Origin of the sequence: Micromonospora sp. NPDC048868, from assembly GCF_043198195.1 — a bacterium.
Taxonomy (GTDB): domain Bacteria; phylum Actinomycetota; class Actinomycetes; order Mycobacteriales; family Micromonosporaceae; genus Micromonospora; species Micromonospora reichwaldensis.
The window spans coordinates 4,400-25,830 of sequence record NZ_JBICUN010000008.1; the positions used below are offsets into that span (position 1 = coordinate 4,400).

A 21,431-nucleotide genomic window follows, 5' to 3' on the forward strand; every position below is an offset into this window, starting at 1 on the left:
CCAACTGACGTTGCCGCCGGCCGCGGCCAACTGACGTTGCCGCCGGCCGCGGCCAACTGACGTTGCCGCCGGCCGCGGCCAACTGACGTTGCCGCCGGCCGCGGCCAACTGACGTTGCCGCCCGGCGCAGCCAACTGACGTTGCCGCCAGCTGCGCCAACCTGCCGGCCGCGTAATCCGCCGGCCACGGCCAACCGCCGGCGCCGCAGCCAACTGACGTTCGGCCGACCGACGTCTCAGCCGGTCGCGACCGCCGCCCGCAACTCCCCGAACGCGGCGCCGAGCGTCTCGGGGGTGAAGTGCGCGTTCAGGCCGCTGGGGTTGGGCAGCACCCAGAGCCGGGCGTCGGCCAGCCGCTGCGGCTGCGGCCCGAAGGCGGCCTTCGGCCGGGCGAACCCGATCCGGTACGCGGTGACCCCGACCACGGCCACCCACCGGGGGCGGTACCGCTCCACCTTGCCGGTGAGGATCTCCGCGCCCTCGACCAGCTCGGCCGGGGTCAGCTCGTCGGCCCGGGCGCTGGCCCGCGCGACCATGTTGCTGATACCCAGCCCGTACCCCGGTAGCTCGTCCTGCTCGCTGGGGTGCAGCAGCCGGGGCGTGAACCCGCCCCGGTGCAGCGCTGGCCAGAACCGGTTGCCCGGCCGGGCGAAGTGCCACCCGGTCGCGGCCGACCACAGGCCCGGATTGATGCCCACGAAGAGCACGTCCAGGCCGGGGGCGATGACGTCGGGGATGGTGCGCTCCGCCGCCGCGGCGAGTTCCTCCCGCGTCGGCCGCGGATACCGCCCGGCCGCCCGCGCCACCCGGGTCCGTCGCCGGAGAGGCGATCCGGCAGGCGATTCGTCGGCAGGCGGTCCGTCGGCGGGGGGACCGGCGGACGATCCGTCGGCGGGCGCGGCCATCACAGGCTCCGCAGCACGCCGCCGTCGACCGGCACGGTGACCCCGGTCAGGTAGCTCGCGGCGGGGGAGAGCACGAACGCGGCCACCCGGCCGAACTCGTCCGGCGCGCCGATGCGGCGCAGCGGAATGGCCGCCTCGGCCTCCGCGCGGGCCCGGTCGGGGTCGCCGGTGGCGGCGAAGAGCTCCACGTTGCGGTCGGTCATGATCCGGCCGGGCAGCAGGCCGACCACCCGCACGCCCCGGGGCCCGTACTCGTCGGCGACGTCCTTGGCCATGCCCACCAGGCCGGGGCGCAGGCCGTTGGAGATGCCCAGGCCGGGCACCGGCCCGCGCGCCGAGGTCGACAGGACCAGCCCGACCGCCCCGCCCCCGGCCAGGTTCTCGGCGACGGTGCGGACCATCCGGACGGTGCCGAGGAAGACCGTCTCGAAGGAGCGGCGCCACTGCTCGTCGGTGATCGAGGCGGCGCTGCCTGGCGGCGGCCCGCCGACCGAGACCAGCGCCCCGTCGAGCCGTCCGAAGTGCTCCCGGGCCGCCGCCACGAGGCGCTCCGGCGTCTGGGCGTCGGCCAGGTCGGCGGTCAGCCCGACCGCATGCTCCGGCCCGCCGAGGCGGTGCGCGGCGGCGGCCACCGCGTCGGCGTCGCGGGCGGAGAGCACCACCCGGGCGCCGTCGGCGACGAGACACTGCGCGGTGGCGAAGCCCAGCCCTCGGGAGGCGCCGGTGAGTACGTACACCCGATCGGTCAGTCCGAGATCCATGCCGTCGATCCTGCCGCACCCGGCCGGATCCGCCAGCGGGGCCCTCGGGCCGGTGCGGGCCGGCCCGGCGGGCGCTCAGCGGCGGGCGGTCCGGCGGGGAACGTTTCAGCGGCGGGCGGTTCAGCGGCGGGCGGGACGCAGCAGGCGTACCCGACCGGCGAGCTGGACCGCGACGGCCCCGCCGGCGCGCCCCCACGCCGGCAGCCGCCGCGGGCGCGGCGGGGTGTGCCCGTCGTAGCGGTGGGCGGCCTCGCGCGCGGCCAGCTCCTCCGCGCCGAGCAGCGGCAGCGCGCCCTGGTCGCGCAGGTCGCGGGCCAGGTCCCAGCCGTCGCGCAGCGAGCCCCCGGTCGGCCGCCCCGTCGCCCAGCGGGCGAAGGTCTCCGGCCACCGGGGAGCGAGACCGGCGGCGAGCAGCGGCCAGTGCCGGGCCACCTCCCCGGCGCGCTTGCGCAGCAGCGCGGTCCCGGCGGCGGCGAGCGCCGCCGGGTCGAAGCCCGCCGGCACCGGGCCGCCGGCGACCAGCGCCGCCACCAGCGCCGCCTGCCGCTCGGCCAGGTCGCCGCTCACGTCACCACCGGGAAGCCGGATGCGGCGGCGAGGGCGTCCAACTCGGCGCGGAGCACCGGGGCGGGCGGGTAGTGCCCGTCGCGTTCCAGCAGGAACGCCGGCGGCCGGCGGCGGGCGCACAGCTCGCGGATCAGGTCGAGCACCGCCGGGGGCACCGGATCGGTGTGCGTGTCGTGGTAGTAGCCGCCGTGCTCGGCGCCGCCCGCCACGTGCACGTAGGAGACCCGCTCCAGCGGCAGCCGGTCGAGCAGCGCCAGCGGGTCGGTGCCCCGGTTGCGGGCGTTGGCGTACACGTTGGCGACGTCCAGCAGCAGGAACGCGCCGGTGCGGTCCAGGATCTCGGTGAGGAAGTCGGCCTCGTCCAGCTCGTCGTCGGGCCAGTCGAACAGGGCCGCGATCGGTTCCAGCGCGAGCGGCACCGGCAGCGCGGCCTGCGCGCGGGCGACGTTGGCGCAGACCGCGTCGACCGCCTCCCGGCTGCGGGGCAGCGGCAGCAGGTGACCGGCCTCGACGCCGCCGGCCCGGACGAAGGCGATGTGCTCGCTGACCAGCGGCGCCCCGACCAGCTCCGCCACCGCGCCCAGGTGGGCGACGCGCGCCGGGTCGACCGGCTCCGCGCCGCCGAGGGAGAGGCGGACGCCGTGCGGTACGACCGTCACGCCGCGCTCGCGCAGCGCGGCCAGCCCGGCGGGCGGTGGCCCGGTCGCGGCGACACTCTCAGCGACCACCTCGACGAAGCGCAGCCCGGGCAGGTCGGCGACGAACCCGGCGATCTCCGGCCGCCAGCCGATGCCGACGCCGGCGGGGCCGGTCATCCGCCGCACCCGCCTCCGCCGCAACCCCCTCCGCCGCCGCCGCACGAGCTGCCCCCGCTGCACGAGCTGCCGCCGCCGCATCCGCCGCCGGTCGAGGAGGCGCCGGAGCCGCTGATCGCCTGGTGCTGGATCTCGGCCTGGCTGGCGAAGCCGGGGTCCATGGCGTAGAGCGACGCGGTGCCGAACAGCGCGACCCCCATCGCGGCGCCCGCCGCGCCGTAGGTGGCGTAGGCGGGGGCCGAGGCGGGCGCGAGGTAGGTGTGCTGACGCCGCAGGCCGCGCAGGGCCTGAGTGGCGGCGCGGGTGCGCCACGGCACCCGGTACAGGAGGACGGCCACGACGATCAGCGGGAGCTGGCTCAGCACGAGCCAACCCACGGGACGGTCGTTGCCCAGGCCGGCGAAGATGCGCAACACGCCGACCAGCAGCAGGGCGGTGAGCAGGAACGCGCCCCGGCGCAGCGCGGCCCGGCGGGCCGGCGCGAGCGCGAGCCCGCGCTGCTCCAGACTCGTCCGGAGCTGGTCGAGCGCCCGGACCACCCACTCGTCGCGGGCCAGTTCCCGGGTGGTGGCGTTCCGGCCGGCCGCGAAGTGGATGGCCTGGTCCAGCGGCGTGATCCCGGCCGGCAGCGCACCGCCGGTGGTGAGCCGCCGGTCCGGGCGTACGCCGATGGCCCCGCTGCTGCGCAGCCCGCCGAGCGAGGCCCAGATCGCCAACTGCTGCCCGCCGTTGAGGTAGGCGACCTGCTGTGGGCCGAGCTGACCCACGTCGCCCACCTGCGGACCGGCGAGGACCGAGAGCCGGTGGACGACCGTGCCGACGATGATCACGACGGCTGCGAGGAGATAGACCGCGAGGAAGGCGGGACCGGAGATGCCCCAGGTGTCACCAGGTGCGGCGAGGACGGTCATGTGCTGCTCCTGTCGGGCGAGGGGGATCGCGACCCAATTGTGGAGCAGGCCCGCCAGGGCGGATCCACCGCGTGGACCGAGTTACCGGACCGATACGCAGTGGCGCGGGGGCGGCCGGTCAGCGGCGGCGGACGGCCTCCTCGACCAGGTCGAGCACCGGGCCGAGGTCGCCGGCGGGGCGGCCCATCGCCAGGTGCAGCACCAGGCCGTCGTAGGCGAGTTCGAGGAACTGGGCCAGCACGTCGATCGGCATGTCCTCGCGGAGCACGCCCGCCTCCCGCTGCCGGGCCAGCCGGTCGCGGGTCGCCTCGGCGATCGCCGCCGACCGTTCCGCCCACCGCCTGGCGAACGCCGGGTCGGTCCGGAGCCGCCGGGACACCTCCAGTTGGCTGCCCAGCCAGCCGGTGGTGTCGGGGGAGACCGCACCGGCCAGGAGGTCCCGCATGACCTGGACCAGGCCGTTGCGGGCGACCGTCTCCACCATGGCCGCGGCGTCGTCCTCGGCCACCGCCAGGAAGAGCGAGTCCTTGTCGCGGAAGTGGTGGAAGATCGCGCCCCGGGACAGCCGGGTGGCCTCCTCCAGCCTGCGGACGGTGGCGCCCTCGTAGCCGTGCCGGGCGAAACAGGCCCGCGCGGCGGCGAGGATCTCCTGCCGGCGCGCGTCGAGCTGGTCCTGACTTACTCTGGGCACGGGTCGATGGTGACAGCTCGCCCTCCGCCATGCAAACCGTACGTACGGCTTGGTTTGGCCGCGCGCATGATCATCCAAGGTCGGCGCGTCGGTTTAGGATCGGCCGGTGATGCCACTTCCCACCGCCGTCGCGGTCCCCGCCGCACCGCTGACCGTCGCGGCCGTGCAGGCCGAGCCCGTCCCCGGCGACGTGGCCGGCAACGCGGCGAGCGCCGCCCGGCTGGTCCGCCAGGCCATGGAGCGGGGCGCCCGGGTGACCGTGCTGCCAGAGCTCTTCCTGCCCGCGTACCACCTGCCGACGCTCGCGGCCGATCCGGCCGGCACCGACGTCGCGGCCGACGCGGCGGCCGGGGTGGACGACATGCGGCTGGACCCGCTGCGCGAGGCGGCCCGCGACGGCGACGCCGCCGTGGTGGTCGGCGCCGCCGTCCGGCACCCGGACGGCCGGCGGACGATCTCCGCCCTGCTGGTCGACCGCGCTGGCGAGGTCCGCGTCGGCTACGACAAGCAGCAGTTGTGGAGTGGTGAGCGGGAACTGTTCGTCGCCGGTGACCGGGGTGCCACCCTGCTCGTCGACGACTGGCGGCTCGGGCTCGGCATCTGCTACGACGGCTGCTTCCCCGAGCACGGCCGGGCCGCGGCGGCCGACGGGGCGCACGGCTACCTCTGCCCGAGCGGCTACCTGGCCGGCTCCGAGCACCGCCGCGACCTCTACTACGCGGCACGTGCGCTGGACAACACGATGTACGTGGTGTTCGCCAACCTCGTCGGCGGCGCCGACCCGTGGCGGTTCAACGGCGGCGCGGCGGTCTACGACCCGGAGGGCCGGCCGCTGGCCCGGGGCGCGGACATCGGCGAGGCCGTGCTGGTCGTCGCGCTCGCCCCGGAGGCCCTCGCCGTGACCCGGGCGGCCCACTGCATGCTGCTCGACCGCCTGCCCCACCAGGGCGGCGCCCGCTCGGCGCTGTCGGCCTGACGGGCGCGGGAGGAGCCGGCACTGTCGCCGGGCGGTCGTGCTCCCGTAGGGTGCCCGAGTGCCGCTGCTCCTGCTGGACCTGGACAACACGCTGCTCGACAGGGCCGGTCCGTTCCGCGCCTGGGGGGAGCGTTTCCTGGCCGGTGTCGGCGCGCCGCCGACCGACATCGACTGGCTGCTGTCCATCGACGCCGACGGGCTGACCGACCGGTGGGACGTGGCCGACGCCGTGCGTGACCGCTACGGGCTGCGGATCCCGTCCATCGACCTGGTCGAGGAGCTGCACGACGGCGTGGTGGCCAACATCCGGCTCGATCCGCTTGTCGCCTGCGCGCTGCGGATCGCCGACGAGGCCGGCTGGACGCCCGTGGTGGTCAGCAACGGCGGGGTACGCCAGCAGGAGGCCATGATCCGGCGTACCGGGCTGGACCGCTTCGTCGCCGACTGGGTCATCTCCGAGGAGGTCGGCGTCAGCAAGCCCAACCCGAGGATCTTCGCGCTGGCCGCCCGGCGGGTACGGCTGCCCCTGCGCGGCGCCTGGGTGGTCGGCGACGGGCCGGAGGCGGACATCGGGGGCGCCGCCGCCGTGGGCCTGCCCAGCGTCTGGCTGCACCGGGGGCGGAGCTGGGTCGACGACCGGTTCGCCCCCACCCGCACGGCGGACGGTCTGATCGCCGCCGTCGCGACGGTGCTCGCCGCCTGACGGGGCGCCGGGCCGGGGCTGGCGTAATTCGGTTGACCGGGGCGGCGTCGGACCGCGAGCATGGTCGGCGCATCGTGCAACCGGGTCCGCGCCCGGTCGAGGAGAGGGGGTCGGTCATGGCCGTCTTCGCAGGTCACTACCACCTGCCCCCATCAGCCTCGAGTAAGGGATCACCACCGCAGTGCGCGATCACGACCTTCCGGCGCGCGAGCGCCGTACCCGCGGCAAGCGCCGCTTCGACGACGACGAACAGCTCTTCCTGAAGCGCGGCCGGGCCGCTGAGCCCGCCCTCGCCGACCCCGACGCCGAGCCCGACCCCGACACGGGGGAGCGCTGGTCGTCCTGGGACGACGCCGTGCACGGCCCGCAGCCCCACCCCGAGTGGCTGGTCACCGAACTGGCCGCCAAGGACACCGAACTCGGGATGCTCAAGACCGGCAAGGAGGCGGACGTCCACCTGGTCCGCCGGGCGGTACCCGGCACCGACCGGTCCTGCCTGCTGGCGGCCAAGCGCTACCGGGACCCCCAGCACCGCCTCTTCCACCGCGACGCCGGTTACCTGGAGGGCCGGCGGGTCCGCCGGTCCAGGGAGAACCGGGCGATGGCCGGCCGTACCGCCTTCGGCCGGCAGATGATCGCCGGGCAGTGGGCAGCGGCCGAGTTCGCCGCGCTCGCCCGGCTCTGGGAGGTCGGCGCCCGCCACGGCACGATCACCGTCCCCTACCCGGTGCAGCTGCGCGGTACGGAGCTGATGCTGGAGTTCCTCGGCGACCAGGAGGAGGGGCTGGCCGCGCCCCGGCTGGCCCAGCTGCGGCCGGAGGCGGGGGAGCTGCGCGAGCTGTGGGGGCAGCTCGTCGACGCCCTCGTGGTGCTCGCCCGCGCCGGCCTCGCGCACGGTGACCTGTCGCCGTACAACCTGCTGGTGCACGCGGGGCGGCTGGTGCTCATCGACCTGCCGCAGGTGGTCGACGTGGTGGCCAACCCGCAGGGGCCGGAGTTCCTGGCCCGCGACGTGCGGGTGGTCGCCACCTGGTTCGCGGCCCGGGGCCTGCCTGAGGCGGACGCCGACCCGGCCGCGCTGAGCGCGCTGCTGCTGCGGGAGGCGGGGATCCGCTGACCGCGACGTCCCGGGTGGCCAGGCACCGGCCGCCCGGGACCCGGGTCACTGGAGGTAGCGCTCGACCGCCGGCTTGGGGCGCGTCCCCTGGGCGTCCGGGTCGCCGTGGGTCTCCCGGGCGGCCCGTCGCCGACGCAGCAGGTCCCAGCACTGGTCGAGGGACTCCTCCAGCTCGCGCAGCCGGGTGCGGGCGTCGTCGTCCGTGCCCGACTCGCCGGCCTGCGCGTCGGCGCGCAACCGGTGCTCCTCGTCGACCAGTTCCGAGATCCGGTTGAGGATCGTCTTGTCGTCCATGCCCTGAGCCTGGCACAGGCCGCGCGGGCGCGCCCGGGTTCCACCGCCGCCCGCCCCCGCCGCTGCGGTAGGTTGCCCAGCCATGGTTCCCACCGTCCGGGCCGCCGGCCCCGCCGACCTGGCGCCGGTCGCCGACCTGCTCCGCGCCGCCCGGCCCCACCTGGTGGTCACGCCGGAGCTGCTCGCCTGGCAGGCGACCGGCAAGCCGGCCGAGCGCTTCGGGATGCTCGTCGCCGAGGCGGGCGACGGGATCGCCGGCGTCGCCCGGACGGGGCTGCTGTACGAGAGCGCCGAGCCGGGGCTCGGCTTCGTCAACCTGGTCGTGCGCCCCGAGGGGCGGGGGCGGGGCGTCGGGTCGGCGCTGCTCGCCGCCGCCGAGGAGCGGCTCGCCGGGCTGGGGGTGCGCCGGGCGTACGCGCGGGTCGTCGACGAGCCGGCGCCGCTCGCCTTCGCCGAGCGGCGCGGCTACCGGGCCGGCCGGCGCAGCGTGATCCTGGGCCTGGACCTGGCGGCGGCGCTGCCGGCCGCGCCCGATCCACCGGCCGGGGTGCGGCTGGGTACGGCCGCGGAGCTGGTCGACCCGCGTCCGCTGTACGAGGCGGACCTGGCTGCCGCCGCGGACGAGCCGGGCGACGTCGGGATGGACGAGATCGGCTTCTCCGACTGGCGGGCCGCGTACTGGGACCGGCCGGACCTGGACCGGGCGCTGAGCACGGTGGCGACGGCCGACGGCGTGGTGGTGGCGTTCAGCCTCGCGCTGACCGACGGCCGGGACCGCTACCTGTCGGGAATGACGGGTACCCGCAGCGGGTGGCGGGGTCTGGGCCTCGCCCGGTCGGTCAAGCACGCGTCGCTGCGGGCGGCCCGGCCGGCGGGCTTCCGTTGGGCGTCCACGATCAACGACGCCGGCAACGACGCGATGCGGGCGGTCAACGCGTGGTTCGGGTACCGGCCGGTGGCCGCCGAGTGGCGCCACCTGCGCACCCTTCCGAAGTGACGCCCGACACGAAATCCTTCATGGACGAGCATTCCCATGAGCAAAATTCTCATTCGACGGCTAGCGGAGTCTCGACGGGTGATGGCATGCTTCCCGAATCGTGACGCAAGGCAGCCGTTCGCATGACGGTCCGTCACAACGGAGCGTGACCGACGGGAGGAGCCACGGGTGCGGGATGCCATTGCTGAACGGGGTGCCGACGACTCACGAGGTCGCCCGGCGCGGTCCGCGCCACTGTGGAGGATGCTGCCGGGCCTGCTGCGTGACCCGCTGGGCCAGCTCGTCGCGATGGCGGACGCCGCCCCGGGCGAGGTCCTGCGGCTCAACCTCGGGACGATCCGCCCCTACCTGGTCACCGAGCCCGCCCACGTGCAGCACGTGCTGCGGGACAACGCGACCAACTACACCCGCGGCGGCCGGAGCATGCTGTGGCGGCCGGTACGGCGGCTCACCGGCGACGGCATCATGTCCGACGGACCGGAGTGGCAGGCCAGCCGCGGGCGGATGCAGCCGCACTTCACCGCCAAGCGCATCGACTCCCTGGTGGACTCCATGAGTCTCGCGGTCAGCGAGGCCGTCGACGAGTTCGACGAGCCGGCCCGCACCGGCCGGTGGCTGGACGCCGGCGCCGAGCTGGGCCGGGTCATCTGCCGGGCGATCAGCAGCGTCTTCTTCGCCGACCGGGTGAGCCTCGCCGACCAGCTGCGGATCGTGGCCGCCCAGGACACCATCGTGACGGCGCTGCGGGCCCGCCTGCTCCTGCCCTTCGTGCCCGACGCCGTACCGGTGCCGGGCGACCGCGCCCTGCGCCGCGCCATCGGCGTCGTCGACGACATCATGCTGCCCCTGGTGCGGGCCGAGCGGACCCACCCGCGCGACGGCGACGACCTGCTCGCCGCCCTGGCCAACGCCCGCGACGACGACGGCCGCCCGCTCGGGGAGCGACGGGTCCGCGACGACGTGGTGTCCATGTTCGCCACCGCGACGGAGACGACGTACGCCGTACTGACCTGGCTGTGGCCGATCCTGGACGCCAACCCGGAGGTGGCCGGCCGGCTCTACGCCGAGCTGGACGAGGTGGTGGGCGCGGACCGGGTGATCAGCCGGGAGCAGCTGCTCGCCCTCACCTACACCCGGTCGGTGGTCGACGAGCTGCTGCGCATGTACCCCGCCGGGTGGCTGGTGCCCCGCACGGCCGTGGCGGACGACGTCATCGGCGGCACCAGGATCAGAGCCGGCAGCATCGTCGCCGTCAGCTCCTACGTCACCCAACGGCTGGCCCGGTACTGGGACCGCCCGGACACCTTCGATCCCGACCGGTTCCGGGGCGACCAGCCGCGGCGCGAGCACCGGTACGCGTACTTCCCGTTCGGCGGCGGCCCGCACCAGTGCCTCGGCATGTACCTGTTCAACCTGGAGGCTCCGCTGGTGGTCGCGACGATCCTCAGCCGGTACCGCTTCCGGCTGCGCGACGCGGGGATGCCGCCCAAGCAGCTGGCCGCGACCCTGCGTCCGGGCCGGCCGGTGGTCATGGCGCTGACCCCGGTCCACGAGCGGAGGCCGGCGTGACCGCGGTGACGCCCGACCGGTCGCGCGACGCGACGCCGGGCGGGCGCGACGAGATGCGGGACGCGCAGGAACAGGGCCGGATCTGTGGCCTGGCGGTACGCGGCCAACGCGACCTCCAGGCGTCGGCCGCGGCGCACCCCGAGCTGTTTCCCGCCGACCCGTTCGACACCATGCTGTTCGCCAACATCTCGCTGGCCATCGCCTTCGGCGCCCCGTGGTGCACGGCCGGGCAACTGCGCGCCGCGAACCGGACCGTGCTGTGGGGCTTCGCCCTCGACTGGCTGATCGACCACCGGGCGCGCTCCCGCGACGAGGTCGACGGCCTCGTCGCGCGCTGCCTCGCGGTGGCCGCCGGCGAGCCGCCCGCCGCCGACGACCACCTCGGCGGCTACCTGGCCGCGCTCCAGGACGAGCTGGCGACGTCCGACGCCTTCGCGGCGCACCGTCCGCTGTGGCGGGACCGGGTGGACGCGACGGTGCGGGCGATGGCCCGCGAGTGGGAGTGGAAGGCGGCATGGCGGCCGGGGGACCGGTCGTCCCTGCCGAGCCTCGACGCGTACCTCGACAACGCCGACAACCACGCCTGCACGATCGTCAACGTCGCGCACTGGCTCTACACCGGCGACGCGGCCACCCTGGCCCGGCTGGACGAGCTGGTCGCGGTAAGCGACCAGGTGCAGCGCGCCCTGCGCCTCGTCAACGACCTCGGCACCTACGAGCGCGACCTGCGCTGGGGCGACCTGAACGCGCTGCTGCTGGTGGAGGACCGCGCCGAGGTGGAGCAGCGGCTCGCCGCGCTGGTGGACACCTGCCACCGGATGCTGGAGCCACTGCGGGAGACCTGCCCGCGCGAGGCGGACTACCTGGCCCGGCAGGTCGGCTTCAGCAGCGGCTTCTACCAGCTGGCCGACTTCTGGGGCATGTCGTGACGGCGGCCCCGGTCGCCGTCCGGGACGTGGGGGGCGCCGCGCTCGCCGTCGCCGGTCGTGAACTGGTGGCGGCGATGCTGGCCGCCCCCGACGGCACGGTCTCGCCCTCGGTCTACGAGACCGGCCGGCTGGTCAGCGACGCCCCCTGGCTGCCGGGGCACGCCGAGCGGCTGCGTCACCTGCTGGCCGCCCAGCGCGCCGACGGCGGGTGGGGGGCGCCGGGCGCGTACGGCCTGGTGCCGACCCTGAGCGCGGTGGAGGCGCTGCTGAGCGCACTGCGCACGCCGGGTCGCGCCCGCCCACGGGAGGCGCACCGGCTCTCGACGGCCGTGGACCGGGGCGTCGCGGTGCTGCGGGACCGGCTGCTGGTCGCCGCCGAGCCCGTGCCGGACATGCCGGGCGTCGACCTGATCGTGCCCGCCCTGATCGACCGCATCGACGCGCTCCTCGACGGCACGGGGTCCCCCGGGCGGCCGGTGCCCGCGCTGCCGATGCCGCACGGCATGACCCGGCACCGGGCCGAGGCGGTCGGGCGGCTCCTCGCCGCGGGCGGGCCCGTACCGGAGAAGCTGTGGCACGCCTTCGAGGTGCTCGACGAGCGGGCACGGGTGGGCCTGCCGGCCCGGCCCGTGTCCGGCGCCGTCGGGGCCTCGCCCGCCGCCACCGCGGCGTGGCTGGGTGATCCCGCCCGTCCCGGCGCGGACCGGAGCGCGCTGGAGTACCTGACCGGGGCCGTGGCGCGGGGCGGCGGGCCCGTGCCGTGCACGACACCCATCGCCGTGTTCGAGCGGGCCTGGGTGCTCAGCGGGCTGGCCCGGGTCGGCGCGGCGGCGGACGTCCCCGCCGAGCTGACCGGCAGCCTGGCCGCCGCGCTCGGACCGACCGGCGCGGCCACCTCGCCCGGCCTCCCGACGGACGCCGACACCACCGCCGTCACCCTCTTCGCGCTGGCCCGGCTCGGCCGCCCGGTGGCGCCCGACAGCCTCCTGGCCTACGACACGGGCACGCACTTCTGCACCTGGCAGGGCGAGGACGGCGCGTCGGTCACCACGAACGCCCACGTCCTGGAGGCGCTCGGCTGGCATGCCCGGCACCGTCCGGGCCGCCCGTACGCCGACGTGGCGCGGCGGGTGGCCGGCTGGCTGCTGGACGGTCAGCTCGCCGACGGCAGCTGGACGGACCGCTGGCACGCCTCGCCGTACTACGCGACGGCCAGTGTCGCGGCGAGCCTCGCCGAGTACGCGGCCGACACCACAGGCGGCCGGCTCGACCGGGCGGCCGACTGGGTGCGCGACACCCAGCGTGACGACGGCTCGTGGGGGCTGTGGACGGGCACGCCGGAGGAGACCGCGTACGCCCTCCAGGTGCTGCTCGGCACGGGGCGACCGCCCCGGCCGGGCCTCGCCACCGCCGTGCGCCGCGCGTTGGCCTACCTCGACGACCACCGCGACGAGGACGGTGCCGGCGTTCCACTGTGGCATGACAAGGATCTCTACCACCCGGTGCTCATCGTGCGGGCCGCCGTGCTCGCGGCGCGGCACCTGGCGCGGCTGAGCGGCCACGCAGGACGGTGAGCCCTGCGACCCGGTGCCCGCGATGACGCACCGGTCATGATCAGCACTGCTTGAGTGATCGTCGGGACACTGCTACCGTGCGCCGGGTCGGTCGAAGCGCCATGCGGAAACCGCCGATCGGATGAATCAGGCTCCCCGCCAGGGATGGTTTTAAATGGGTTCCCGCAGCTCCAATCTGCGCCGGAAAGTCGTGGCTCTGCTGGCCTCACTCGTTGCGCTGTGGGCGTTCGCCGCGTGGGTGACCCTCCGGGAGGGCGTCAGTCTCCTCTGGGTGCAGGTGCTCGACGCCCAGGTCGCCCAGCCGGGTGAGCCGCTGGTGCTGGAGTTGCAGGCGGAACGCCGGGCGTCCGCGGCGTACCTGGGCGGTTCGGGCGCGGCCGAGCGGGAGCAGCTCGACGCGCAGTGGCGGCGGACCGAGGGCGTCGCCGACGACTTCCGCAAGTCCGTCAGCAGTTGGCGGGTGGACCTGGCGGCCGACGAGAGCCAGCGGCAGATCGACACGGTCGTTAGCGGGCTGGACCGGCTCGCCGCCGTACGCGAGTCCATCCGCGACCGCCAGGTGGACCGCGCCGCCGCCACCCGCGAGTACACCGATCTCATCGACTCGGTGCTGCGGATGTACGGGTCGCTGGGCAACCTGGACGACGAGCAGTTCACGCGGGAGACCGCGGCGCTGATCCAGCTCGTCCGGATCCGTGAACTCATGTCGCAGGAGGACGCCCTCGTCACCGGCGCCCTGGCCGCCGGCCGGATGACGCCCGAGGAGACCGCCGCCTTCGCCCGCGCCACCGGCGCCCAGCGCTACCTGGACAGCCAGGTCCGTACCGACCTGTCGAGCGGCGACCGGGCCCGTTACGAGGCACTGGTCGGCGGCGAGGCGTACACCGCGTTCCGGTCCCTGGAGGACCGCGTCGTGCAGGGACGGGCGGGCGGCGCGCCATCCGTGTCGGCGGCGGAGTGGCGCGCGGCGGCCGACGTGGTGGTTGGCGAGCAGCAGCGCTTCATCATCGAGGCCGGTGACGCGCTCGTCGAGCGGGCCGCGCCGATCGCCGTCGGCGTCGTCCTGCGGCTGGTGCTGGCCGCCGGTCTGGGCCTGCTCGCCGTCGTCGCCTCGATCGTCGTGTCGATCACCACCGCGCGGGCCCTGGTGCAGCAGTTGGAGCGGCTGCGCGAGGCCGCCATCCGGCTGGCCAACGAGCGGCTGCCCAGCGTCGTCGAGCGGCTCGGCCACGGCGAGGAGGTCGACATCGCCAAGGAGGCGCCTCCGCTCGAGTTCGGCGACGACGAAATCGGGCAGGTGGGCAAGGCGTTCAACGCCGTGCAGGAGACCGCCATCCGCACCGCCGTCGAGCAGGCCGACCTGCGCCGCAACGTGCGCGAGGTCTTCCTCAGCCTGGCCCGGCGCACCCAGGCGCTGGTGCACCGCCAGCTCACCCTGCTCGACGCGATGGAGCGTCGCGAGCACGACGCCGAGGAGCTGGAGGACCTGTTCCGGGTCGACCACCTCGCCACCCGGATGCGGCGCAACGCGGAGAACCTGATCGTGCTCTCCGGCTCCACCCCGGGCCGCGCCTGGCGGCGCAACGTGCCGATGGTCGACGTCGTCCGGGGCGCGGTCGCCGAGGTCGAGGACTACACCCGGGTCAACGTGCTGCCCCTCGGCGCGGTCTCGCTCACCGGCCGCGCGGTCGGCGACGTCATCCACCTGCTCGCCGAGCTGATCGAGAACGGGCTGTCGTTCTCCCCGCCGCACACGTCGGTCGAGGTGCGCGGGCAGCAGGTGGCCAACGGCTTCGCCATCGAGATCGAGGACCGCGGCCTGGGCATGAGCGAGGAGGACCTGGCCGCCGCGAACCACCGGATCGTCGACCAGTCCGAGCTGAACCTGGCCAACGCCTCCCGCCTCGGGCTCTACGTGGTCAGCCGGCTGACCGAGCGGCACGGCGTGCGGGTGCAGCTCAAGGAGTCCGCGTACGGCGGCACCACGGCCGTCGTGCTGATCCCGGCCGAGCTGGTCACCGCCGACGACGAGGACCCGAGCACCTCCGGCGGGTTCCCGGCCGGCCTGCCCGCAGGCGTCCCGGTGGCCGGCGCGTCCGGCCAGGCGCCGCCCGCCGCCGAGCCGCCGCTCGCCACCACGCCGGTGGCGCTGGCCGAGCCGATCGCGCCCCGCCCCCGCCCGGCGCCGGACGCCGAGGCCCCCGCCACGGGCGACGCCGACGGTGGCGCCCTGCCGACCCGGTCGCGCGGCCGGAGCCTGCCGGCGACGGGCCCGGCCCTCGACGCGCGGCTGCCCGTGCGCGCCCGTGGCGGCTCCGAGCAGTACGCCCTGGACGGCCCGACCTTCCCGACCGGCCTGCCGGTGGCCGCCCGGCCCGCGCCGGCGGAGGCGCCCGACACGACGGGGACCCCCGCACCGGAGGCGGACACCGGCTCCACGACGACCGGCGGTCCGGCGCCGACGGCCCGCCAGGTGACGGCACGTACCGACTCGGGCCTGCCGGTCCGGGTCCGGCAGGCCAGCATCGTGCCGGAACTCCGCGACGATCCGGCCGCCGGCGGGGACGACGACGGGGACGAGGACATGGCGCGCCCGCCGGAGCAGGTACGCCGAATGATGAGCTCCTACCAGACCGGCACCCGGCGGGGCCGTACCGACGCCGCCCGGCTGCTCGGTGGAGCGGGCGACAGCCGAACCGAGGCCGGCGAGGAACCCGACGCCGGCGACGACCTGCAAGCAACCTGACCGGTGCCGTCGCGGTGCGGGGGATCCCCGCACCGCAGCGGTCAGCCGAGACGAGCACGGCGACAACAGCCGGGGGAGAAGAGGACGACGAGTGGCGCAGAAGACGGCTTCGAGTGCCGACCTGACGTGGTTGCTGGATGATCTGGTCGGCCGGGTGAAGCAGGCCGACCACGCGGTCGCGCTCTCGACGGACGGCCTGTTGATGGCCGCCTCGCGAGGGCTGGGCCGGGACGACGCCGAGCACCTGGCGGCCATGGCGGCCGGCATCCAGAGCCTGGCCCGGGGCGCGGGCAAGCGCTTCGGCGGCGGGCAGGTGCAGCAGACGATCATCGAGATGCAGTCGTCGTTCCTGTTCGTCACAGCGGCCGGGCGCAACGCCTGCCTGGCCGTACTCGCCAGCGAGGACGCCGACGTCGGCCTGATCGCCTACGAGATGGCGATGCTGGTCACCCGCGTCGGCAAGTACGTGGCGTCGCCCTCGCGGACCGGCGAGCAGCAGACCGGCGAGAAGTAGCCGCGATGACGGTGCAGGGGGAGTCCTCGGAGCACCAGTGGGTCGACGACCATGCCGGCCCGGTCGTGCGCCCGTACGCGATGACGCGTGGCCGGGCCCGACCGGTCACCGGCACGTTCGACCTGATCTCCCTGGTGACGGCGACCCGTGCGGAAGTGATCCCGGAGGTCGGGCTGGGCCCGGAGCACCTGGCGATAGTCGGGCTCTGCCAGCGGATCCAGTCCGTCGCCGAGATCGCCGCCCACCTGGACCTGCCGGTGGGCACCATCCGGGTCCTGCTCGGTGACCTCGCGGCCCGCAGCCTGGTGCAGGTACGCGAACCGCACACCACAGCCGGCCTTCCCGACAACAGCGTTTTCGAGGCGGTAATCAATGGACTACGGGCACTCTGAGCGGCCGGCGGGAGCGACGCCACTGCCCACCGCGATCAAGATCCTCGTCGCGGGTGGCTTCGGCGTGGGCAAGACCACCATGGTCGGTGCGGTCAGCGAGACGCGCCCGCTGCGTACGGAGGAGGTGTTGACCGAGTCCGGCGTCGGCATCGACGACCTCTCCGGGGTGGAGAGCAAGACGACCACCACCGTGGCGATGGACTTCGGCCGCATCACCATCAGCGACGACCTGGTGCTCTACCTCTTCGGCACCCCCGGCCAGGACCGGTTCTGGTTCGTCTGGGACGAGCTGGCGCTCGGCGCGCTCGGCGCGGTGGTGCTGGCCGACACCCGGCGGCTGGCCGACTGCTTCCCCTCCATCGACTACTTCGAGGGCAGGGGCACGCCGTTCGTGGTGGCGGTCAACTGCTTCGAGGGAAGCCGGCAGTACCGGCTCGACGAGGTGCAGGCGGCGCTCAACCTCGACCCGGGGGTGCCGGTGCTGCTCTGCGACGCGCGGCAGCGGGAGTCCAGCAAGGAGGTGCTCATCACGCTGATGGAGCACGCCATGAAGACCCGCGAGGCCCGCCGCCGCGCAGCCGCCACCGACTGACCGGGCCGCCACCACCGCCGTGTAGCAGCCGCTACGGTGCCACAGCCGCCGTCGCGCGGGTAGCCGCCGTTGCGGCTGCCCCGCGTCGCTGTTTGCTGCCCCGTGTTGCTGCCTGCTGCTCGCGTCGATGCGGCTGCCCCGCGTCGCTGCCTGCTGCCCGCGTCGATGCGGCTGCCCCCGTGTCTGCTGCGTTGCCTCCCTCGACGCGCAGACCGGATCTTGGCGAGAAACGGCCCCTCTGGGGGCACGTCCGTACCAAGATCTCCGGCCTGCACGGGTGCAGCGCACCCGTGGGTTGGCAGCTCGCTTCCATGGTGCCCGTGCCCGTGCGCGTGGGGCGGGTTGGGCGCGGGGCTTGAGTGTCGCTGGGCTGGGTGCCCACTCGAGCACAGAGCACAGAGCACACGCACAGAGCGCCGCGACGTGCCGCACCCGCTGTGGTCGGCGAGCGGCTACGCCGACAGCGGACCCGGCCGGGCGGTGCAGCGCCACAACGTGTACGTCGGCTCGGGCGCGCCGGAGCCGAACGGCACGGTGGTCGAGCCGCGCACGTACTACCCGTACACCCCGGGCCCTGCCGTGGATGTGCCGGCGGGCGCCGGCCCCACCCACAGCTGACCCGCCGGCACCGAAGGCACGCGTGAAAGGAAGGGCCCCTTGTCAACGCTAAGCGTTGACAAGGGGCCCTTCCTTCTATGCCAGACGTCAGTTGGCGATCATGCGACGCAGCACGTACTGCAGGATGCCGCCGTGCCGGTAGTAGTCCGCCTCGCCCGGGGTGTCGATCCGGACCACCGCGTCGAACTCGACGCCGGTGTCGGTGCTGACCTTGACCGTACGCGGGGTCTCGCCGTCGTTCAGCGCGGTGACCCCGGCGATGGAGAACGTCTCCGTGCCGGTGAGGCCGAGCGACTCGGCGGTCTCGCCGGCCGGGAACTGCAGCGGCAGCACGCCCATGCCGATCAGGTTCGAGCGGTGGATCCGCTCGTACGACTCGGCGATGACCGCCCTGACGCCGAGCAGCATGGTGCCCTTGGCCGCCCAGTCGCGCGACGAGCCGGAACCGTACTCCTTGCCGGCCAGCACGACGAGCGGGACGCCTGCCTCCTGGTAGGCCACCGAGGCGTCGTAGATCGACGTCTGCTCGCCGGTCAGGTGGTTGACCGTGAAGCCGCCTTCAGGGAGCGCAGCTCCCGCATCGGAACCGGCGCCCGGGATCCGCAGTTGGTTGCGCAGCCGGATGTTGGCGAAGGTGCCCCGGATCATCACCTCGTGGTTGCCCCGGCGCGAGCCGTACGAGTTGAACTCGTGCCGCGGCACGCCGTGCTCGGCGAGGTACGTCCCGGCGGGCGAGTCGGCCTTGATGGAACCGGCCGGCGAGATGTGGTCGGTGGTCACCGAGTCGCCCAGCTTGGCCAGCACCCGGGCGTCGGTGATGTCGACGACCGCCTTCGGCTCCCGCTCCATGCCCTCGAAGTACGGGGGCTTGCGGACGTAGGTGGACTCGTCCGCCCAGGCGAACGTGTCGCCGGTCGGGGTGGGCAGCGACTGCCAGCGCTCGTCACCGGCGAAGACGTCCTCGTACGCGGCGCTGAAGCCGGTGGCGCCGATCGCCGAGGCGATGACGTCCTGGATCTCGGCGCTGTTGGGCCAGATGTCCCGAAGGAACACCGGGTTGCCCTCGCCGTCCTCACCGATCGGCTCGTTGGCCAGGTCGATGTCCATCGTGCCGGCCAGCGCGTACGCGACCACCAGCGGCGGGGACGCCAGGTAGTTCATCTTGACGTCCGGGTTGATCCGGCCCTCGAAGTTGCGGTTGCCGGAGAGCACGGAGACGACGGCCAGGTCGGCCTCGTTGACCGCGGCCGAGACCTCCTCCGGCAGCGGGCCGGAGTTGCCGATGCAGGTGGTGCAGCCGTAGCCGACCAGGTGGAAGCCGAGCTTCTCCAGGTAGGGCGTGAGGCCGGCCCGCTCGTAGTAGTCCATGACGACCTTGGAACCCGGGGCCAGGGTGGTCTTCACCCACGGCTTGCGGGTCAGGCCCTTGTCGACCGCGTTGCGGGCCAGCAGGGCCGCGCCGATCATCACCTGCGGGTTGGAGGTGTTGGTGCAGGAGGTGATGGCCGCGATCACCACGGCGCCGTGGTCCAGCTCGTACTCGACACCGTCGGTGCCGGTGACCCGGATCGGGTTGCTGGCCCGCCCGCCGGAGCCGACCGCCGCCGTCTCCAGGTCGCGCGGCGCGTCGGCCGGGTCGCTGACCCCGTTGGCCGGGGAGTCGCTGGCCGGGAAGGACTCGGCGCTCGCCTCGTCGGCGTGGCCCTGCACGCCGAACGGCTTCTCCAGCTGCGGCACGCCGGACTTGCGGCCACGGTCGCCGCCGGTCTCGTCGGCGGCCACGTAGTCGGTCAGCGCCGAGCGGAACAGGGTCTTGGCGTTGCCCAGCGGGACCCGGTCCTGCGGGCGCTTCGGGCCGGCCAGGGACGGCTCGATCGTGCCGAGGTCCAGCTCCAGGCGCTCCGAGTACTCCGGCTCGGCGTCCGGGTCGTGCCAGAGGCCCTGCTCCTTGGCGTACGCCTCGACGAGCGCGACCTGCGCGGCGTCGCGGCCGGTCAGCTCCAGGTAGCGGACGGTCTCGGCGTCGATCGGGAAGATCGCGACGGTGGAGCCGTACTCCGGGGACATGTTGCCGATGGTGGCCCGGTTGGCCAGCGGCACGGCGCCCACGCCCGGCCCGTAGAACTCGACGAACTTGCCCACCACGCCGTGCTTGCGCAGCATCTCGGTGATGGTGAGCACCAGGTCGGTGGCGGTGGTGCCGGCCGGCATCTCGCCGGAGAGCTTGAAGCCCACCACGCGCGGGATCAGCATGCTGACGGGCTGGCCGAGCATCGCGGCCTCGGCCTCGATGCCGCCGACGCCCCAGCCGAGCACGCCCAGGCCGTTGACCATCGTGGTGTGCGAGTCGGTGCCGACGACCGTGTCCGGGTACGCCTGGCCGTTGCGCTCCATGATCGTACGGGCCAGGTACTCGATGTTGACCTGGTGCACGATGCCCGTGCCCGGGGGGACGACCTTGAACTCGTTGAACGCGGTCTGGCCCCAGCGCAGGAACTGGTAGCGCTCCTTGTTGCGCTCGTACTCCAGCTCGACGTTGCGCTCGAAGGCGTCCTCGCGGCCGAACAGGTCGGCGATGACGGAGTGGTCGATGACCAGCTCGGCGGGGGCGAGCGGGTTCACCTTGGTGGCGTCGCCGCCCAGGTCCCGTACCGCCTCGCGCATGGTGGCCAGGTCGACCACGCAGGGTACGCCGGTGAAGTCCTGCATGAGCACCCGCGCCGGGGTGAACTGGATCTCGACGCTCGGGTCGGCGTCGGATTCCCAGGCGCCGAGCTGCCGGATGTGGTCGGCGGTGATGTTCGCGCCGTCCTCGGTCCGGAGCAGGTTCTCCAGGAGGATCTTCAGGCTGTAGGGGAGCCGTTCGTGGCCCTCCACCTTGCTGATCTTGAAAATCTCGTAGCTCGCGTCTCCGACGCGTAGCTGGGTCTTCGCACCGAAGGTGTCGAGGCTCGCCACGTCGTACTCCTTCACACCAGCGACCGTGAGTAGTCCTGAGCAGTCTGTCGCACCGGTCGGGGTGCCGCCGTGGTTAGGGGACACTTACCGCCGATCTCGTCGTCAACAAAACCGTACGTCCGTCTTGCTAACTTCGCAACCTCGTGCCATCGTTCGGGACGAGGAGGTACCACCATGATCCATCACGTCCAGCTCGCCTGCCCACGCGGCTCCGAGGAGGCGTCGCGGGCCTTCTACGTCGGGGTGCTCGGGATGGCCGAGAAGCCCAAACCGCCCGCGCTCGCGGCCCGTGGCGGCTGCTGGTTCACCGGGCACGGCGCGGAACTGCACCTGGGCGTGGAGGACGACTTCCGCCCCGCCCGCAAGGCCCACCCCGGCCTGCTGTGGCCGGACCTGGACGCGCTCGCCGCCCGGTTGGTCGCCGCCGGGTACCCGGTGAGCTGGGGCGACGACGAGCTGCCCGGGCTGCGCCGCTTCCACTCCCAGGACGCGCACGGCAACCGGCTGGAGTTCCTCGCCCCGATCGACTGACCACCAGCGACTTGCTCGCCTCGGTCGGCTGCCCTGCCGGTCGATGCTGGAGTTTCTCGCCTCGGTTGCTCGCTCGGGCGGCTGACCTGCTGGCGGACGCTGGATTTCTCGCCTCGGTCTGTGCCCGTCGGGATGGGCAACGCGGGCCGCCCGCCGCGGGTGCCCCCAGGCTCTGGCTGCGGCTCGGCCCTGGCTGCCGCCTTGGGCTTCGGCTCGGCCCTTGGCCTGCGCGGCTACGGATGCTGGGTGGAGGTGAGAGACGACGAGAAGGC

Annotated in this window: 21 protein-coding genes; 13 read left to right on the forward strand and 8 right to left on the reverse strand. The window is 74.4% G+C overall.

Annotation, left to right across the window (positions count from 1 at the left end; translation table 11 throughout):
- Nucleotides 1-235 precede the first annotated feature (235 nt).
- From mug to ACGFNF_RS14720, 6 genes are all read right to left on the reverse strand, one after another.
- On the reverse strand, nt 236-904 hold the full coding sequence (mug, locus tag ACGFNF_RS14695) for a G/U mismatch-specific DNA glycosylase (RefSeq protein ID WP_393168203.1): 669 nt from the start codon (nt 902-904) through the stop codon (nt 236-238).
- Entirely contained in the window at nt 904-1,665 is a 762-nt protein-coding gene (locus ACGFNF_RS14700; protein WP_393168205.1) for an SDR family oxidoreductase, read from the reverse strand. The genes mug and ACGFNF_RS14700 overlap by 1 nt, the downstream gene beginning before the upstream one ends.
- A 120-nt stretch (nt 1,666-1,785) precedes the next feature.
- Complete coding sequence (locus ACGFNF_RS14705) at nt 1,786-2,232, reverse strand: hypothetical protein (RefSeq protein ID WP_393168207.1); 447 nt, start codon at nt 2,230-2,232, stop codon at nt 1,786-1,788.
- Nucleotides 2,229-3,047 carry a DUF692 domain-containing protein gene (locus ACGFNF_RS14710; protein WP_357580291.1) on the reverse strand — a complete coding sequence of 273 codons (819 nt, stop codon included), beginning with the start codon at nt 3,045-3,047 and terminating at the stop codon, nt 2,229-2,231. The genes ACGFNF_RS14705 and ACGFNF_RS14710 overlap by 4 nt, the downstream gene beginning before the upstream one ends.
- Nucleotides 3,044-3,958: a TIGR04222 domain-containing membrane protein gene (locus ACGFNF_RS14715; protein WP_393168209.1), complete on the reverse strand. Its 915-nt coding sequence runs from the start codon at nt 3,956-3,958 to the stop codon at nt 3,044-3,046. The genes ACGFNF_RS14710 and ACGFNF_RS14715 overlap by 4 nt, the downstream gene beginning before the upstream one ends.
- A gap of 118 nt (nt 3,959-4,076) precedes the next feature.
- Entirely contained in the window at nt 4,077-4,649 is a 573-nt protein-coding gene (locus ACGFNF_RS14720) for a TetR/AcrR family transcriptional regulator (protein WP_151457345.1), read from the reverse strand.
- A gap of 109 nt (nt 4,650-4,758) precedes the next feature.
- On the opposite strand from ACGFNF_RS14720, the gene ACGFNF_RS14725 reads away from it, so the two are divergent.
- The 3 genes from ACGFNF_RS14725 to ACGFNF_RS14735 all read left to right on the forward strand — a co-directional run bounded on the left by ACGFNF_RS14725 (nt 4,759) and on the right by ACGFNF_RS14735 (nt 7,445).
- Nucleotides 4,759-5,625 (forward strand): carbon-nitrogen hydrolase family protein, encoded by an 867-nt coding sequence (locus tag ACGFNF_RS14725; protein WP_393168211.1) that lies wholly within the window; start codon nt 4,759-4,761, stop codon nt 5,623-5,625.
- 58 nt (nt 5,626-5,683) lie between these two features.
- Nucleotides 5,684-6,328, forward strand: coding sequence for an HAD-IA family hydrolase (locus ACGFNF_RS14730; protein ID WP_357580288.1), 645 nt, complete (start codon nt 5,684-5,686; stop codon nt 6,326-6,328).
- 181 nt (nt 6,329-6,509) lie between these two features.
- Complete coding sequence (locus tag ACGFNF_RS14735) at nt 6,510-7,445, forward strand: RIO1 family regulatory kinase/ATPase (RefSeq protein WP_357580287.1); 936 nt, start codon at nt 6,510-6,512, stop codon at nt 7,443-7,445.
- Between the two features lie 45 nt (nt 7,446-7,490).
- Here the strand turns inward: ACGFNF_RS14735 and ACGFNF_RS14740 are convergent, their stop codons facing one another.
- A complete protein-coding gene (locus tag ACGFNF_RS14740) occupies nt 7,491-7,739 on the reverse strand; it encodes a DUF2630 family protein (RefSeq protein WP_132240301.1) in 249 nt (82 codons plus the stop codon).
- A gap of 82 nt (nt 7,740-7,821) precedes the next feature.
- Between ACGFNF_RS14740 and ACGFNF_RS14745 the strand changes: the two genes are divergently transcribed.
- From ACGFNF_RS14745 to ACGFNF_RS14785, 9 genes are all read left to right on the forward strand, one after another.
- Nucleotides 7,822-8,736, forward strand: coding sequence for a GNAT family N-acetyltransferase (locus ACGFNF_RS14745; protein ID WP_393168214.1), 915 nt, complete (start codon nt 7,822-7,824; stop codon nt 8,734-8,736).
- A 243-nt stretch (nt 8,737-8,979) separates the two neighbouring features.
- Nucleotides 8,980-10,305 (forward strand): cytochrome P450, encoded by a 1,326-nt coding sequence (locus ACGFNF_RS14750; RefSeq protein WP_393168216.1) that lies wholly within the window; start codon nt 8,980-8,982, stop codon nt 10,303-10,305.
- Nucleotides 10,306-10,358: 53 nt separating this feature from the next.
- The gene (locus tag ACGFNF_RS14755; RefSeq protein WP_393168625.1) at nt 10,359-11,234 is read left to right on the forward strand and encodes a terpene synthase family protein; all 876 of its coding nucleotides are present in this window, start codon (nt 10,359-10,361) and stop codon (nt 11,232-11,234) included.
- Nucleotides 11,231-12,808 (forward strand): prenyltransferase/squalene oxidase repeat-containing protein, encoded by a 1,578-nt coding sequence (locus tag ACGFNF_RS14760; RefSeq protein WP_393168218.1) that lies wholly within the window; start codon nt 11,231-11,233, stop codon nt 12,806-12,808. Before ACGFNF_RS14755 ends, ACGFNF_RS14760 begins: the two co-directional genes overlap by 4 nt.
- A 154-nt stretch (nt 12,809-12,962) precedes the next feature.
- On the forward strand, nt 12,963-15,554 hold the full coding sequence (locus ACGFNF_RS14765; protein ID WP_393168220.1) for a nitrate- and nitrite sensing domain-containing protein: 2,592 nt from the start codon (nt 12,963-12,965) through the stop codon (nt 15,552-15,554).
- Nucleotides 15,555-15,645: 91 nt separating this feature from the next.
- Nucleotides 15,646-16,068 (forward strand): roadblock/LC7 domain-containing protein, encoded by a 423-nt coding sequence (locus ACGFNF_RS14770; protein WP_091629996.1) that lies wholly within the window; start codon nt 15,646-15,648, stop codon nt 16,066-16,068.
- 5 nt (nt 16,069-16,073) lie between these two features.
- The gene (locus ACGFNF_RS14775) at nt 16,074-16,460 is read left to right on the forward strand and encodes a DUF742 domain-containing protein (RefSeq protein WP_357580282.1); all 387 of its coding nucleotides are present in this window, start codon (nt 16,074-16,076) and stop codon (nt 16,458-16,460) included.
- On the forward strand, nt 16,441-17,052 hold the full coding sequence (locus tag ACGFNF_RS14780; RefSeq protein WP_132240296.1) for an ATP/GTP-binding protein: 612 nt from the start codon (nt 16,441-16,443) through the stop codon (nt 17,050-17,052). Before ACGFNF_RS14775 ends, ACGFNF_RS14780 begins: the two co-directional genes overlap by 20 nt.
- A gap of 423 nt (nt 17,053-17,475) precedes the next feature.
- Nucleotides 17,476-17,670, forward strand: coding sequence for a hypothetical protein (locus ACGFNF_RS14785; RefSeq protein ID WP_393168223.1), 195 nt, complete (start codon nt 17,476-17,478; stop codon nt 17,668-17,670).
- Nucleotides 17,671-17,757: 87 nt separating this feature from the next.
- Here ACGFNF_RS14785 and ACGFNF_RS14790 read toward each other — a convergent pair whose 3' ends face one another.
- Nucleotides 17,758-20,643 (reverse strand): aconitate hydratase, encoded by a 2,886-nt coding sequence (locus tag ACGFNF_RS14790; RefSeq protein ID WP_393168225.1) that lies wholly within the window; start codon nt 20,641-20,643, stop codon nt 17,758-17,760.
- A gap of 159 nt (nt 20,644-20,802) precedes the next feature.
- On the opposite strand from ACGFNF_RS14790, the gene ACGFNF_RS14795 reads away from it, so the two are divergent.
- Nucleotides 20,803-21,159 carry a VOC family protein gene (locus ACGFNF_RS14795; RefSeq protein WP_393168227.1) on the forward strand — a complete coding sequence of 119 codons (357 nt, stop codon included), beginning with the start codon at nt 20,803-20,805 and terminating at the stop codon, nt 21,157-21,159.
- Nucleotides 21,160-21,431: the final 272 nt, after the last annotated feature.